Below are 15,782 nucleotides of genomic sequence, written 5' to 3'. Positions count from 1 at the left end.
CGGGGGAGGGATGGGGAGGGGCAAGGAGGAAGGCGGAGCAATGCGCGTCACCTCGGCCGACCCCTGAACGGACGAACGACCATGACCGATTTCTACGACGACCTCGAAACCCGTTCCTCCGACCGGCGCGAAGCCGAGCAGTTCGCGGCACTGCCCGCCCATCTCCACCATGCCAAGGACGCCGCCCCCTATTTCCGCCAATTGCTGGCGGCGATCGACCCGGCGGCGATCCATGACCGGGCGGCGCTCGCCACCCTGCCGGTGACGCGCAAGGCGGACCTGATCGCGCTCCAGCAGGCGAACCCGCCCTTCGGCGGGCTGGCGGCGGTGACGGTCGGGCGGCTGGCCCGCGTCTTCGCCTCCCCCGGCCCGATCCACGATCCGGAGCCGCACGGCGCCGACCCCTGGCGCAGCGCCCGCGCGCTGTTCGCCGCCGGCTTCCGCGCCGGCGACCTCGCCCAGAACTGCTTTTCCTATCACCTGACCCCGGCCGGCTCGATGTTCGAGACCGGGGCGCATGCCATCGGCTGCGCCGTCATCCCCGCCGGCACCGGCAACACCGAGATGCAGGCCCAGGCCGTCGCCGGGTTGAGGCCGCGCGGCTATATCGGCACGCCCGATTTCCTGAAGATCATCCTGGAGAAGGGCGACGCGCTCGGGCTGGACGTCTCGTCGATCCGCATCGCCAGCGTGTCGGGCGGTCCCTACCTGCCCGACGCCCGTACCTTCTACGAGGCGCGCGGGCTGGAGGTCTATCAGTGCTACGGCACCGCCGACCTCGGCATCGTCGCCTACGAGACCCCGGCGCGGTCGGGACTGGTGGTCAACGAGGGCTGCATCGTCGAGATCGTCCGCCCCGGCACCGGCGCCCCGGTGCCCGACGGCGAGGTCGGCGAGGTGGTGGTGACCATCTTCAACCCGGCCTATCCGCTGATCCGCTTCGCCACCGGCGACCTGTCGGCGGTGCTGCCGGGGGCCAGCCCCTGCGGCCGCACCAACATGCGGCTGAAGGGCTGGCTCGGCCGGGCCGACCAGACGACCAAGGTCAAGGGCATGTTCGTCCACCCCGCCCAGGTGGCCGAGGTGCTGCGCCGCCATCCAGAGGTCGCCCGCGCCCGCCTGGTGGTCGGCCGCCAGGACGCCAGCGACACCATGACCCTGCGGTGCGAGGCGGTGGAGAGCGGCCCTGACGGTGGCGAGGCGCTCGCCGCCGCCATCCGCGAGACGCTGGCGGCGGTCACCAAGCTGAAGGGCGCCGTGGAGTTCGCCGCGCCGGGCAGCCTGCCCAACGACGGCAAGGTGATCGACGACGCGCGGGGGTAACGGTCGCGCGGCAGTTAGACCCCCACCTAGCCTCCCCCGCTGGGCGGGGGAGGGATTGCCGTCGATTTTCCGAACAAGCACTCCTCTCCTCCCCCGCCCAGCGGGGGAGGATTAAGGTGGGGGTCTAACTTACCAAGAATCCTACCTCAGCACTCGGCATCCGCCTGCGGCATCAGCTCGTACTGCGGCTTGTAGCCGGGCTGGGCGCGGATGCGGTCGGCCCAGGCCTGGACGTTGGGATAATCCTTGGCCTCCATCGCCGATTCGTTCATCAGGTCGATCCAGGGGAAGGCGAAGATGTCGGCGATGGTCAGCCGCTCGCCCTGGATGAAGCCGTGGCCGGACAGATGATGGTCGAACAGCGCCATCCCGCTGGCCGCGGCCGCATCGATCCAGGGCAGGGCGTTGGCGTCGCCGTGGAACTTGCGCACCGCGCGGGCGCGCTGCACCGGCAGCAGCACGTCGGCCAGCCAGCTCAGCCACTCGGCGATGCGAATCGTCTCGTCCGCGTCGCGGCCGCCGAACCGGCCGGTCTGTTCGGCCAGATAGGTCAGGATCACGCTGGATTCGGAAATCGAGCGTCCGCCATGCACCAGGGTCGGCACCCGGCCGAACCGGTTGATCGCCCCATATTCGGGCGTCTTCTGCTGCCCGTTGCGCAGGTCGAGATGACGGTAGCCGAAGGGGATGCCGGCCAGACGGAAGAACAGCGCGATGCGGGCCGCCGGCTGGGAATTCACGTTGCCGTAGAGAATGAAGGGCGCGGTCGCGGTGTCGGTCGAGATGTCGGTCACGATGGCTCTGTCTCCCTGATGCGCGGGGTTTGATGCGCGGCGTTTCCGGTGGGCCGGAGGGCTCGATTTGCCGTGAAGATGGCCCCAATCGGGGGGGATGCGCCAGTGGAAAGCGACGGCCGGATGGCCCGGACGGAACCACTCGCTGACAAGCGCGGATCCCGTCGGAATGACGCCGGCGCCGTCCGCCGGGTTGACCTTAAAATCCGAACCCGGTACACAAGCGGACCACGTGTGATTTGTGGCGGTCGTCTTGCGGCAGCGTGCCGTTCCGGTCGTGTTGCCTGCCGGCGCCCCTCCGGCGACGCGGCGATCGGCGATGCGGCCCCCGCTCCAATGGCATGGATGGCGACATGGTGGACACGGTCGGGACGACGCGGACGATCCTCGTGGTCGAGGACAATGTGCTGATGCGCAAGCTGTTCGTCCGCTGCCTGGAGGAGGGCGGCTTCACCGTGATCGAAACGGCCGATCCGATGGCCGTGATGGACCTGATGCATGAATGCGCGCCGCATCTGGTGGTGATGGACATCGTCATGCCCGGCCTGTCGGGGCTCGACCTGATCAAGCGCATCCGCGCCGACGCCGCCCTGGCCGCGACGCCGGTGGTGGCCGTCACCAACCTCGCCACCCCCGCCGACAAGCGCCGGCTGACCGAGGCCGGCTTCGACGGCCACGTCTCCAAGCCGATCAAGCCCAAGGAATTCCAGGCCGCCATCGCCGGTTTCCTTGCGGCAGCCTGACCGGACGCCCGGATGACCGCCGGAACCGGGGGCGCGATGCCCCACATCCTGACCCGCCTCCTCCTCGTCCTGCCGCTGGCCGTCCTCGTTCCGGCCGCACTCGTTCCGGCGGCGCTGCCGCGCCCGGCCGCGGCCGCCGGGGCGGAGCAGGTCCTGCGCACCGACCGCACCGCTCCCGGCCATCTGCGTCCGCCCTTCCGCGCTTACGAGCCGCCGCCCCCCGGCCATGGGCCGCGCCTGCTCCGCACCGAGAGCCGGGCGGTCTACAAGCTGCCCCAGGGGATCGACGGCCTCGCCACGCCCGACCCGGAGCTGTCGCGCCTGTGCCGGCGCGGCGCCTTCCTGCAGAAGATCGACGGATTCTATTGGGCTGCGGCGCCCGACCGCCGCTATGGCGTCGCCTTTTCCGGCGGGGCCAACCTGATCGATCCGCAGAATCGCCGCCAGCCGGGAAAGGTCTATTTCTTCCGCGGCCAGGACAGCCGGTGCAGCGTCTGGGTCGGCGATCAGGCGAGACTGATGCCCAACCACATCGGCGGCTGACGGCGGCCGGTTTTCATCCGGGCGTCACCCGGGCCAGGCGTCCATGATAGGATGGAACATCCGTTTCCGACCATGGAGGCCCCGTCATGCCCGAACAGTTCGCCGCACCGGCCTCCAAACCGGCTCCCGGACTGGCCGCAACACCGGCCATCCCACCGCGACGCACCGCCGCAGGCGCCTCCGGCCGGGCGGATGGAACAGTGGAACAGGCGGTCCAGGATGTTTCATCCGGTTTCAAATGTTCCATTCGGGGCCGCCGCCCCCATATAGGACCGGTCATCGGCCAGAGGTGAACGACCGCCCGTGCGCATTCCCGATCTCAACAGCCTGTACGATGCCGGCAGCCGGCTTCTCCTCGAATCGACGGTCCGCGTCGGCGTCACCGGCCTGCGGCGGGCGGGCAAGACCGTCTTCGTCACCGCGCTCGTCGACAATCTGCTGAAGGCAGGGCGGCTGCCCTTCGTCGATGCGATGTCCTCGGGGCGCTTCCAGGCGGCCCGGCTGCGGCCCCAGCCCGATCCCGACGTGCCGCGCTTCGATTACGAAGGCCATCTGGCTGCGCTGACCGGACCCGATCCCCATTGGCCGGAGCCGACGCGCGGCATCGGCCAGATGCGCGTCTCCCTGCGCTACCGCCCGGACTCGGTCCTGAAGCGGGCGGTGCAGCCGATGGCGACCTTGAACCTCGACCTCGTCGATTATCCCGGCGAATGGCTGCTCGACCTGCCGCTGCTGCGTCAGAGCTTTGCCGAATGGAGCGCCCTGACCCTGGAGCTTGCCGCCCGGCCGCCGCGGGACGAACTGTCGGTCTCCTGGCGCGGCTGGCTCGCCACCATCGACCCGGCCGCCGCGGCGGAGGAGGAGACGGCGCGGCGCGGCGCGGCGCTCTATACGGACTATCTCCACGCCTGCCGCCGGGCCGACACGCTGCTCAGCCTGATCCAGCCCGGCCGCTTCGTCGAACCGGGCGACATGAAGGACGCGCCGCTGCTGACCTTCTGCCCGCTGTCCGGCGGCCAGCCCCAGGGGGCGCGCGGCCGCGGCAGCCTGTGGGCGCTGATGGAGGAGCGCTACGAGGCCTACAAGACCAACGTCGTCCGCCGCTTCTTCGCCGAGCATTTCTCCCGGCTCGACCGCCAGATCGTGCTGATCGACGTGCTGGGGGCGCTGAATGCCGGGCCGGCCGGGATGGCCGACATGAAGCGGGCGCTGGAGTTGAGCCTGGAGCCCTTCCGCCACGGTGCGTCGGGCTGGCTCGACTGGCTGTTCGGCAGCAGGATCGACCGGGTGCTGTTCGCCGCGACCAAGGCAGACCACATCGCCGCCCACCAGCATGCCCAGCTTCGCGCCCTGCTCGACAGGCTGGTCGGCGACGCCCGCAACGCCATCCGCTTCGAAGGCGCCCAGGTCGAGACCATGGCCATCGCCGCGCTGAAATGCACCGAAAGCGTGGTGACGGAGCATGAGGGCCGGCAACTGCGCTGCGTGCGCGGCGTGCCGGTCGGGCGCGACCGCCCGACCGTGCTGTTCCCCGGCGAAATCCCGGAGGATGCCGAGGCATTCCCGCCCGGCCGCGACCGCCCCTATAATTTCCTGTCCTTCCGGCCGCCCGACGATCTCGGCCGCGACCCGCGCGGCCTGCCGCACATCCGGGTCGATCAGGCCCTGCAATTCCTGCTGGGGGATCACCTGCAGTGACGGAGCGCGATCCCCCCCGCAGCAGCGCCGGCTGGATTCCGCCGATGGAGCTGGAGCTCGACCGTGCCGCGCCGCTGCCGGCGGAGGAGGAAGCGGCGCTGCTGACCGGATCGGGCGATCCGGCGGAGCTGCTGCCGGTCCCGGCGACCCCGGTGCGCACCACGCGCCGGCTGGGGCGCTGGCTGTTCGGGGCGCTGGCGGCGCTGGTGCTGGTGGCGCTGGGCTTCGACACCGCCGACCTGCTGGCCCGCGCCTTCGCCGCCAGCCTGGCGCTGGGCGTTCTGGTCGCGCTGCTGGCTGTGACCGCCGGCATCGCCGCGCTCGCCATGCTGGTGAACGAGCTGCTGTCGCTGCGCCGCCTGCGCCGGATCGAGGAACTGCGGGACGAGGCCGGGCGGCTGGCGGCCGATGCCGTGGGCGGCCGGGCCGACCGCTTCGCCGGGTCGCTGGTGGCGCTCTACGCCGACCGGCGCGAACTGGCCCCGGCGCTGGCCCGCGTGCGCGACCATGTCACCGACGCCCATGACGAGCATGAGGTGGTGCGGCTGCTCGACCGCGAGGTTCTGGGTCCGCTCGACCGTGCCGCCTATCAGCGGGTGCTGCGCGCCTCGCGCGACACCGCGGTCGCCACGGCGCTGAGCCCGGCGGCGCTGCTCGACTTTGCGGTGGTGCTGTGGCGCAACCTGAAGCTGGTGCGGGAGATCGCCGCGCTCTACGGCGCCCGTCCCGGCTATGTCGGGTCGCTGCGGCTGCTGCGCCGGATGCTCGCCAACATCGCCGTCGCCGGGGTGACGGAAAGCGCCCATCACGTGGCGGTGGAGGCGCTGGGCGGCTCGCTCGCCGCGGCCATCTCCACCCGGATGGGGCAGGGGGTGATCAACGGGCTGCTGACCGCGCGGGTCGGACTGACCGCCATGCATCTGTGCCGGCCCATCGCCTTCGGCCCCGACAACCGCCCCAGCCTCACCCGCATCAGGAAGGAGCTGCTGTCGCTGTCCAAGCAGGTGCTGTGAGCCGGATTTCGGGCGTCTCCCGCCCTCCGGGCCTACAGGAAGAAATCGTCCATCCCGGCCTCGCCGGCCCCGTTGGCGTTATTGCGGTCCGGGCCGTCGGCCGGGGCGATGCCGCCATGGATCAGCCGTTCGCTGTCCACGGTGTAGGTGTCGCCGAAGAGCCGGTGCAGGTCGCCGGCGACGTCGGCACTCTGTGCGGCATCCTGCACCGCGGCCGGCAGCGAGCCGGCGATCAGCGCCAGCCGCTGGGCGAATCGTTCGGCGAACTCCTCCTGGCGCCGGCCGATGCCGAGCGGCGCCATCGCGGTGCCGAGCAGGCCCGATGCCGTCGCGCAGTCGCGGATCAGGGCCTGCAGCGCGCGCTCCTGGTCGGCCTGCAGCTTGCGCAGGATGTCCATCGACACGGTCATCCGCTCGGTCAGCCCGGCCGCCGCCAGATGATCGTCGGCCGAGCGCCGGTCGAGATCGCCGGCCTGCTCCGATGCCGACCGGATCGCCTGGGCGATCGCTTCGGACACATCCTCGGTCCGGCGGCTGCACGCCCGCAGTTCCTGCGCGACGACCCCCAGCGCCCGGCCGGCCGGGCCGAGGCGGGTGCATTTCAAGGTGGTGTTCAGGCCCATCAGCCGCATGTCGACGTCGATGGAATGGATGGCGGCGACATCGCGCCTCATCGCTCCGAACCCGTCCGACACCTGGACGACCTGGGCGCGGATCACCTCGTCCGCGCGGCAATAGCGGTCCAGCAACTGCAAGGCGCGGTCGACCTCCGCGGCGACGGCCTGCAGAAAGGCCGGACCCGCTTCGCCGTCCCTCCCGGCAGCCGATGGCGTCCCTGATGGCGCCCCCGAACCGAAGAGCCGCTGTGCCTCGTCGGCGATGGCCCCGGCATCCTGGAGCAGCCCGGTCAGATTGGCGGCGAGCGATCCGACCTGCTGGGCGAAGTCGCGGTTGGCGTCGCGGCACTGGCGGCCCTGCAGCTCGCAGATCGCCACCAGCAGTTCGGCCCGCCGGCGCGGTTCCAGCGTCGCCAGCCAGCGGCGGTCGCCGCGCAGCAAGGCCGGGTCGGTGTCGCCGGTAAGGATCCGCAGCACCTCCAGAGCGTCGCCGATATGGGCAAGGCGCTGGCTGGTGACGTCGCCGACCTGGAGGTCGCTGATGCAGCGGGCGATGCGCCGGCCGATCTCTCCCACCCGGTCGGCGAACCGGCAGGCGGCCTCGCGGACGGCGGCCCGGCGGGCCACCAGCGCGTCGAGGCTCCGGCGGAGCCGGGTTCCGGCATCGTCCAGATGGGCGCGGTTGTCGTGCTGGAAGCCGGCGGCGCTGCCCTTCGCCGTCGCGATGGCTGCGCGCAGCGTCACCAGCCGGGACGAGGCCTTCGCCGTCGTCTCTTCGGCCAGCCGGTGCAACCGGTCGATCTCCCGGTTGAAGACGCTGAAATCGTCGGTGGTGGAGCGGATCTGCACCGACTGGACCTTGGCGTTGATCGCGAGTGCGGTGATCTCGCCGATGATCGCCGACAGGCTGGTGAACAGCCCGGCCATCCCTGTCCCTGCCTGCTCCAGCCCGTCCAGCCCGTCCAGCGTATGCCGGGCGTTGCCGGCCAGTTCGTCGGTGCCGGAACAGACGCCGGTCAGCATGTCCACGGCCCGGCTGCCGTCCTCGCTGTCGATCAGGGTCGACAAAGCGCGGAATCGGTCGCCTATGGCGTCCAGCAGGCCCAGCGACCGGCCCAGCGCGTCGCCGACGCCGAGAAAGGTCGCCTCGATCGGAGCCGATGCCGCGCGGAGTTCAACGGTCAGCTCGCGCAGCAGCCCGGCGGTGCCGTCCGGGACGACCGCCGAACCCTCGGCGGCGCGGGGACCTGGGGCGGCGAAGATGCTGTCCATACCGGAACCCTTCGGAAAATCGTCGTTCAGTGGCGGAGCGGCGTCAGGACCGGTCATGGCGCAGCATTTCGCGGGCGATGGAGGTCAACCCGACCACCTTCTCGGCGCCGCCGCGGGCGATCGCCTCCTTGGGCATCCCGAAGACGACGCAGCTCTCCTCGTCCTGGGCGAGGGTGAAGGCCCCGGCGTCGCGCATCTCCCGCAGGCCGGTGGCGCCGTCGTCGCCCATGCCGGTCATGATCACGCCGACCGCGTTGGCCCCTGCGCAATGCGCGGCCGACCGGAACAGCACATCCACCGACGGCCGGTGGCGCGAGACCAGCGGCCCGTCCTTCACCGCCACCAGATAGCGGGCGCCACTGCGCTGCAACAGCATATGGCGGTTTCCCGGCGCGATCAGCACCTGGCCGCGCAGCACCGTGTCGCCGTCGCGCGCCTCGCGCACCGTGACCTCGCACAGCCCGTCGAGCCGGCGGGCGAAGGCGGCGGTGAAGCTTTCCGGCATGTGCTGAACCACGACGATGCCCGGGCTGTCGGCCGGCAGGGCTTCCAGCACCTCGCGCAGCGCCTCGGTGCCGCCGGTCGAGGCGCCGATGCAGACCACCCGTTCGGTGGTGCGCGCCATCGCGCCGCCCGCCTTCCCGCCCAGCGTGGGGGCCGGCATCATGACGTCTGCGTTGAGCTTCGGTTCCGGCGCACGGGTGCGCGCGGCTCCTGTTCCCGTTCCCGTGGTGCCGTGGTTCCGTGGCCGCGGCTTTGCCCGCGCGGCGGCCTTGACGGTGTCGCAGATGCGGACCTGTGCGTCGAGCAGGCTCTGGCGGGTGTCGAGCCGCGGCTTCAGGATGACGTCGACCGCGCCGGCTTCCAGCGCCTGCATCAGCGTCTCGCTGCCGTCCTCCACCAGCGAGGAGCACATCACCACCGGGATCGGGTGCTGGCTCATCAGCTTGCGCAGGAAGGTGATGCCGTCCATCCGCGGCATCTCGACGTCCAGGGTGATGACGTCCGGGGCCTCCTCGCCGATGCGCCGGACGGCGGCGTAGGGATCGGCCGCCGCGCCCATCACCTCGATCGCCGGGTCCGAAGACAGGATGTCGGTCAATGTCCGCCGGACGGTTGCGGAATCATCGACGATCAGCACGCGGATTTTGGCGCCCATGTCTCAGCTCCGGATGAAGGTGGCGGACGCGACCTGGGTCAGGGGCAGGTCCATGTTGGTGATGGTTTCGCTATGGCCGACGAACAGGTAGCCGCCGGGCCGCAGATGCTGGCAGAGCTTGTGCAGAACCGCCTTCTGCGTCGGCTTGTCGAAATAGATCAGGATGTTGCGGAAGAAGATCACGTCCATGTCGGAGGCGATCGGATAGACCGGGTCCATCATGTTCAGATGGCCGAAACGGACCGCCTGGCGAATGGACGGCACCAGCCTGATCGATGGGTTGCCGCCGTCGCGCGACCGCATCAGGTAGCGGGAGGCGAATGGCGTCGGGACCATCTTCGCCATCTCGAAGGGATAGACGGCCAGCTTGGCCGCGGCCAGTGCCTCGGTGCAGATGTCGGTGCCGATGATTTCGTGGCGGATGGGGGCGCCGGCCCGCTCCTGCTCCTGGAGCAGCATGGCCACGGTATAGGGTTCGGCACCGGTCGAGCAGGCCGCGCTCCAGATCTTCATCGGGCGGTCGATGCCGGGACGATGGGGCAGGCGCGTCAGCGCGGGGATGGCGGTGCCGGTCAGGTAACGGAAATGATCGATCTCGCGGAAGAAGTCGGTCTTGTTGGTGGTGACCGCGTCGATCAGGTCGCCCAACTCGGCCTCCAGCGCTCCCTCGTCGAGCACATGGCGGCAATAGGCATGCATGTCCGGCAGGCCCAGCGCCCGCACGCGGCGGCGCAGGCGGCCTTCCACCATCGTCCGCTTGGACGCCGGCATGCGGATGCCGCAATGACGTTCGATGACCGCCGCCAGCCGCTCGAAGTCGCGGCTGTCCAGGCCGTCCTGGCCGAGCGTCCGCGTCCGGGGTGGGGACGGATCCCCGGCGTCGCTCATGACACCGCGTCCGGCAGGCTCAGCAGCATCGTATCGTCACCGGCGAACAGGCGGGCGATGTCGAAGACGATGACGAAGGTTCCGTTGGCGCGGCCGATCGCCTGGATGCAGTCCGACCGCCACCGTCCGCCGACCTGGGGCGGCGCCTCCAGCGCATGGCCGTCCAGCGCCGTCACTTCGAACACGCGGTCGGCGACGACCCCGATCCGGAGCGGCTGCCCTTCCAGCGGCACGTCCAGCACGAGGATGCGGGTGTGCGGCGTGGTCTGTATCGCCGGCAGGCCGAGCTTGACCCGCAGATCGACCGTCGGCACCCCCTGTCCGCGCACGTCGATCATGCCGACGAGGCTCGGCGGGGCGTGCGGCAGCCGGGTGACCGGCTGCATGTCGAGGATTTCGCGGACGATGCCGACCTCGATGGCGAAGATCTCGCGGTCGATGCCGATGGTCACATATTGCGCCGGTTCGCGCGGCGCTGCTGCGCTGGTCATGGATGGGCGCCGCTCCTCGGGCTGGGGATAGCGGGTTGCGGAGGAGGGGACGGCGCCGGCTGCGCGCCATCCCCCGGTGGTCGTCGGGAACGGCGGTCAGAAGGTGGCGTAGCGGCCATCGAGGTCGTCCGGACCCTTGCCGGCCTCGAGCGCGATCTTCACTCCACGGTCCTTGCCGTTCGGTTTTCCGGTCGGCTTGTGCGACTGGGTGTTGGCGGCAACCGGGGCAGGGCGGCGGTTGGTGGGGGCCGGATGGGCCGCGGCGGTGGCGCGGGAAGCCGGAGCCGGCGCGGCCGTCCGGGCGGCGGGGCGGCGGGCACCCTGTTCCTCCACTACGAAGTAGGAGATGGTTTCCTGGAGCTGGGCCGCCATCGAGGACAGCTCTTCGGATGTCGCGGCCATCTGTTCCGATGCGCTGGAGTTCTGCTGCGTCACCTTGTCGAGCTGCTGGATCGCCTGGTTGATCTGCTCCGCCCCGATGTCCTGTTCGCGGCAGGCGGCGCTGATCTCCTCGACCAGCTCGGCGGTCTTGCGGATGTCGGGCACCAGACGGCCCAGCATCTGCCCGGCTTCCTGGGCGATCTTGGTCGATTCGGTGGACAGCGAGCTGATTTCCGCCGCCGCCCCCTGGCTGCGCTCGGCCAGCTTGCGCACCTCCGACGCGACGACGGCGAAGCCGCGGCCGTGTTCGCCCGCGCGCGCGGCTTCCACCGCGGCGTTCAGCGCCAGCAGATCGGTCTGGCGGGCGATCTCCTGCACGATGCTGATCTTCTCGGCGATGGTCTGCATCGCCTGCACGGTCCGGCTGACCGCTTCGCCGGACGCCTGGGCGTCCTTGGAGGACTGCCGGGCGATCTTCTCGGTCTGGGTGGCGTTCTCGGCGTTCTGCTTGATGTTGGCCGCCATCTCCTCCATGGAGGCCGACGCCTGCTCGGCGGCCGACGCCTGTTCGGTGGCGCCCTGCGACAGCTCTTCGGAACTGGCCGACAGCTCCTGGCTGCCCGCCGCGACATTGTCGGCGGCCGACGAGGCGTCGGTGACGACCATGCGCAGCTTCTCCAGCATGGTCTCCAGCGCCATGCCCAGCGTGTCCAGGTCGGACAGCGGTTTCGCCTGGACCGTCAGGTTGCCGCGGGAGATCTCGTCGGCGATCCCGGCGGTCGTCCGCAGATTGGCGGTCATGCCGTTCAGCGCGCTCACCAGATCCTTGATCTCGTCGTCGCTCGACACGTCCACCTGCTGGCCGAGATCGCCGACGGCCACGGCGTTCGCCAGACCGACCGCCTTGCCGAGGCCGCGCGCGATCGAGATGGCGATGTAGGCGCCGGCGACGATGGCGATCAACAGGGAGAGCGAAACCGCGGCGATGGTGACCATGCGGATCTGTGCGTAGGTGGCGTCGGCCTGCTGCTTGTCGTCGGCCATGCCCTTCTCGGCGAGGGAGACGAGCTCATTGGATATCTGCGCCATTTTGTTCGCAATGTTCTGGACATCGCCAACCGAGATTCCAAGAGCTTTCACCTCGGTGTTTTGAAGGGCCAGTGAAACCACTTCGTCATTGTATTTGGTATATGACCGATATTTTTCCATGAAGCTGGAGAAGGCGCGAATATCTTCATCGGTCACAAGGGACTTTCGGATCTGGTCCTGCTGCTGATTGACCTTTTGGATCAAATCCGGGAGCGGTTTGAGCGCGGCTGCGGTTGAGGCATCGTCCGAGACCAGAAGTGCATTTCGGATGGTCAGACGAATCTGCGCCCAGTCGGTGGTCATCCGGCGAATCTGGTGAGCGATCGAGATTTGCTCGGGCGTTGCCGCCAGCCCGCCGCTTTCCACGCGATCGAGCAGCGGACGCAACGTGTCGAGGGCGGTGCTTCCTGCCTCCGTGCCGGCACCGGTGGTCAGATCGGCACCCTTTGCATTGGAATGCACCCGGCCTGTCGTACGGACCTTGTCCTGCGCGACGGCGAATTCCGCGATCATGCCATCGAGTTGCGTCGCCTTGCGGACGCCCTCTGAGTCGGCGATGCGTCGGTATTGCTCAACCAACATCTTCAGATCGTCCCGTCGGCCCAGCATCGCCTTGTCGAAGCGGTCCATGTCCTCATTGCTGCTGGACAGCAGGAAGTTCTTCTCTTCGCGCTGGATCATGTAGAGCGTCGCCGGGATCTGGCGCGCGATGCCGATCCGTTGCGTGGAGACACTGACGAGGTCCTCGATCTTCTGGTTCAGGTCCGACAGGCCGTTGATCGCGATGCCCGCGGTGGCGGCTGACAGCAGGATGACGGTGCCGAAAGCCGCGACGATTTTGGTTTTTATGGAGATGCGCATGGTCGTTCCTCGCTACGCGAGCCTGTGGGAGTCCGACGGTCGGCAGGCCGTGATTCAGTGGGTCGTGAAGATGCGGACGATGTCCGGAATGACGATGAAATCGGCGCCGCGCTTGCCGATGCCCTTGATCAGGTCGGGGTTCCAGCGCATGCCGATGTCGGGGGTGTCTTCGATCGAGGCGCCGGTGATGCCGGTCACCTCATAGACCTTGTCGGCCAGCAGCCCGACCACGGTCGGCTCCCCGTCGAGCTCGATCTCGACCACGACGATGCGGGTGTCGATCGTCGGCGGGGTGCGGTCCATGCCGAACCGGATCCGCAGATCGGCCAGCGGCACCACCTTGCCGCGCACGTTGATCAGGTGGCCGACCATCGGCGGGGCGCCCGGCACCTCGGTCTGGGGGACGAGGTCGAGGATCTCGTGCACGGCATTGGCGTCGATGGCGAAGATCTCGCCGCCCAGGCCCAAGGTCAGCGCCTCGAAGGAGCGGTTGTCGTTGGCGGTCATGTCGGGCTTCCCTGGCTTGCCGGAGCGTCGTTCATGAGGCTTCCCTCCGCTGGTCCTGCGATTGCCCGGCGGCCACGACCTGGGCGATGTCCAGGATCAGCGCCACCGACCCGTCGCCCAGGATCGTCGCGCCGGAGAAGTTGGCGACGTCGGCGTGCAGCTTCGACATCGACTTGATGACCGTCTGGTGGTCGCCCAGCACCTGATCCACCACCAGTCCGACCCGCCGGTCGCCGTTGGAGATGATGACCACCTTCTGGTAGGGATCGGGCGGATGGGTCACGCCGAAGCAATCGCGCAGGCGCAGGAACGGCACGAGGGAATCGCGGATGTTCAGGAAGCTGCGTCCGGAATGGCGCCGGCCCTCGGGCGGCAGCTCGACGCACTCCTCCACCGCGAACAGCGGGATGACGTAGCGGCCTTGTCCGACCCGGACCAGGAGCCCGTCGATGATCGCCAGCGTCAGGGGCAGGCCCAGCGTGATCTCGGTCCCGCCGCCTGCCGTGCTGGACACGTCGATGGTGCCGCGCAGTGCATCGACGGTGCGCTTGACCACGTCCATGCCGATGCCGCGCCCCGACACGCTGGTCAGCGTCCGTGCCGTCGAGAAACCGGGATGGAAGATCAGCTGGAACAGCTCGGCGTCCGACAGCTTGACGCCCGGCTGGATCAACTCATGCTCCTCCGCCTTGGCGCGGATGCGGTCGCGGTCCAGGCCGCGCCCGTCGTCGCGGATGGTCATCAGTACGCGGGTCCCGGCATGACGCGCGGACAGGTGGAGTTGCCCCTGGCCGGGCTTACCCGCCGCCACGCGCTCGGCCGCCGGCTCCAGCCCATGGTCAAGGCTGTTGCGGATGATGTGGACCAGCGGGTCGTTCAGCCGCTCGATCATCGTCTTGTCCAGCTCGGTCTCCTCGCCGGACAGGGTGAGCTGGACGTCCTTGCCCAGCTCCTGGGACAGGTCGCGGACGAGCCGGCGGAAGCGGCCGAACAGCGACCCGACCGGCACCATGCGGATTCCCATGGTGATGTCGCGCAGACCGTTGGACAGCCGTTCGATCTCCTCGGTGACCGACTTGATCTGGAGGTCCAGGCTGTCGGCGATCAGCTGCTTCAGGCGGGCATGTGCGATCACCAGTTCGCCGACCTGATCCATCAGATCGTCGAGCCGCTCCGCGGGCACGCGGATCGAGTTGGCCGCAGGCTGTGCTTTTGCCGGCACGATGGCCGGTGCCGCGGCTGGTATGGCAGCCGCGGCACCGGCCCTTTCTTCGGCTGCGGCGGACGGCTCTGCGGGGGATGGGCTTGCCGGAGTCGCGACCGGATCGGGTGCGGACGCGCCGGCCGGTCCGGCGACCGGTTCGATGGTCAGTTCGGTCTCGTCGATCACGAAGATGAACACATCCTCGATGGTCGAGCGCGGGTGGGTCGTGGTCAGGACCAGATCCCAGCCGATGTTGCAACGGGTCGGCTCCAGCTCTTCCAGCGGAGGGACCGTGTCGGTCAGGGCGACGATCTCGGCCTTGCCCAGTCCCTGCAGTTCGTCGAGCAGCAACAGCGGGTTGGTTCCGCGCTCCAGCGCGTCGGGGGCGAGACGGAAGCGGATGCGCCAGCTTGCCGGTTCCTCCGTCTCCTCCCCCGCCGGTTGGGCGGCGTCGGCCGACGCGACGCTCTGCTCCGCAAGCCGGGCCAGGAGCCCTTCCCCAGTCGCGGCATCGGCGTTGGCGGGATCGTCGATCAGGATGCGGATGTGATCCTTGGCCGCCAAGGCGATGCCGATCAGGGCCGGCGTTGCGCTCAACTCGCCCCTGCGCATCCGGTCGAATGCACTTTCCAGATGGTGCGTGAAGCTCGCTGCCGCCTCGAACCCGAACATGGCGCCCGAGCCCTTGATCGTGTGCAGGGCCCGGAAGGCGGTGTCGAGCGGGTCGCGGTCGGTCGGCCGCTGTTCCAGGCGGAGCAGCGCCGCTTCGAGATCGGCCAGCAGCTCCACCGACTCCTCGCGGAAGATCTGGCCCGGATCGCCATGCCCGGTCATGCGCCGATGATCTTTCGGACGACGCTGAGCAACTGGTCCTGCTGGAACGGCTTGACGATCCAGGCGGTGGCCCCGGCGGCCTTGGCCTCTGCCTTCTTCCCGGCGTCCGATTCCGTCGTCAGGAAGACGATCGGAATGCCGCGGTAGGCGGCCAGCGTCCGCAACTCGCGGATCAGGGTCAACCCGTCCATGTTGGGCATGTTCAGGTCGGTCAGCACCAGATTGAAGCTGCCCGTCTTCGCCTTGGCCAGCGCCTCGCGCCCGTCGGCGGCCTCCACCACCTGATAGCCGGCCGAAGACAGGGTCAGCTTGACCATCTGGCGCATGCTGGCCGAATCATCGACGCTGAGAATGGTTTTCGCCAT

General features: G+C 69.3%; 14 protein-coding genes. 5 read left to right on the top strand and 9 right to left on the bottom strand.

All coding sequences use genetic code 11. From position 1 onward, the window contains the following. Positions 1–81: 81 nt before the first annotated feature. Entirely contained in the window at positions 82–1,323 is a 1,242-nt protein-coding gene (locus tag AL072_RS28200; RefSeq protein WP_045585695.1) for a phenylacetate--CoA ligase family protein, read from the top strand. Positions 1,324–1,469: 146 nt separating this feature from the next. On the opposite strand, the gene AL072_RS28195 is transcribed toward AL072_RS28200, so the two are convergent. Beyond that, positions 1,470–2,117, bottom strand: coding sequence for a glutathione S-transferase family protein (locus tag AL072_RS28195; protein ID WP_245637032.1), 648 nt, complete (start codon positions 2,115–2,117; stop codon positions 1,470–1,472). A 353-nt stretch (positions 2,118–2,470) separates the two neighbouring features. Between AL072_RS28195 and AL072_RS28190 the strand changes: the two genes are divergently transcribed. From AL072_RS28190 to AL072_RS28175, 4 genes are all read left to right on the top strand, one after another. Next, positions 2,471–2,860, top strand: a complete 390-nt coding sequence (locus AL072_RS28190) for a response regulator (RefSeq protein ID WP_045585968.1) — start codon at positions 2,471–2,473, stop codon at positions 2,858–2,860. Positions 2,861–2,872: 12 nt separating this feature from the next. Then, positions 2,873–3,403 (top strand): hypothetical protein, encoded by a 531-nt coding sequence (locus AL072_RS28185; protein WP_045585694.1) that lies wholly within the window; start codon positions 2,873–2,875, stop codon positions 3,401–3,403. 303 nt (positions 3,404–3,706) lie between these two features. Further along, entirely contained in the window at positions 3,707–5,101 is a 1,395-nt protein-coding gene (locus AL072_RS28180) for a YcjX family GTP-binding protein (RefSeq protein WP_045585693.1), read from the top strand. After that, positions 5,098–6,114 (top strand): TIGR01620 family protein, encoded by a 1,017-nt coding sequence (locus AL072_RS28175; RefSeq protein WP_045585692.1) that lies wholly within the window; start codon positions 5,098–5,100, stop codon positions 6,112–6,114. The genes AL072_RS28180 and AL072_RS28175 overlap by 4 nt, the downstream gene beginning before the upstream one ends. 32 nt (positions 6,115–6,146) lie before the next feature. Here AL072_RS28175 and AL072_RS28170 read toward each other — a convergent pair whose 3' ends face one another. From AL072_RS28170 to AL072_RS28135, 8 genes are all read right to left on the bottom strand, one after another. Next, complete coding sequence (locus AL072_RS28170; protein WP_144428394.1) at positions 6,147–8,060, bottom strand: hypothetical protein; 1,914 nt, start codon at positions 8,058–8,060, stop codon at positions 6,147–6,149. Beyond that, positions 8,047–9,162 (bottom strand): protein-glutamate methylesterase/protein-glutamine glutaminase, encoded by a 1,116-nt coding sequence (locus tag AL072_RS28165; protein WP_045585690.1) that lies wholly within the window; start codon positions 9,160–9,162, stop codon positions 8,047–8,049. The genes AL072_RS28170 and AL072_RS28165 overlap by 14 nt, the downstream gene beginning before the upstream one ends. Before the next feature lie 3 nt (positions 9,163–9,165). Beyond that, positions 9,166–10,050 (bottom strand): CheR family methyltransferase, encoded by an 885-nt coding sequence (locus AL072_RS28160; RefSeq protein ID WP_045585689.1) that lies wholly within the window; start codon positions 10,048–10,050, stop codon positions 9,166–9,168. Continuing rightward, positions 10,047–10,541 (bottom strand): chemotaxis protein CheW, encoded by a 495-nt coding sequence (locus AL072_RS28155; RefSeq protein WP_045585688.1) that lies wholly within the window; start codon positions 10,539–10,541, stop codon positions 10,047–10,049. The genes AL072_RS28160 and AL072_RS28155 overlap by 4 nt, the downstream gene beginning before the upstream one ends. Before the next feature lie 96 nt (positions 10,542–10,637). Next, positions 10,638–12,872 (bottom strand): HAMP domain-containing methyl-accepting chemotaxis protein, encoded by a 2,235-nt coding sequence (locus AL072_RS28150; RefSeq protein WP_045585687.1) that lies wholly within the window; start codon positions 12,870–12,872, stop codon positions 10,638–10,640. A 54-nt stretch (positions 12,873–12,926) separates the two neighbouring features. After that, a complete protein-coding gene (locus tag AL072_RS28145) occupies positions 12,927–13,379 on the bottom strand; it encodes a chemotaxis protein CheW (RefSeq protein ID WP_045585686.1) in 453 nt (150 codons plus the stop codon). Positions 13,380–13,410: 31 nt separating this feature from the next. Next, positions 13,411–15,417: a chemotaxis protein CheA gene (locus AL072_RS28140; RefSeq protein WP_045585685.1), complete on the bottom strand. Its 2,007-nt coding sequence runs from the start codon at positions 15,415–15,417 to the stop codon at positions 13,411–13,413. Further along, a complete protein-coding gene (locus AL072_RS28135) occupies positions 15,414–15,782 on the bottom strand; it encodes a response regulator (protein ID WP_045585684.1) in 369 nt (122 codons plus the stop codon). Before AL072_RS28135 ends, AL072_RS28140 begins: the two co-directional genes overlap by 4 nt.

Source organism: Azospirillum thiophilum (genome assembly GCF_001305595.1).
Classification (GTDB): domain Bacteria; phylum Pseudomonadota; class Alphaproteobacteria; order Azospirillales; family Azospirillaceae; genus Azospirillum; species Azospirillum thiophilum.
Note: the sequence above shows the minus strand (reverse complement) of the source record. Positions and strands in the feature narration are given on the sequence as shown.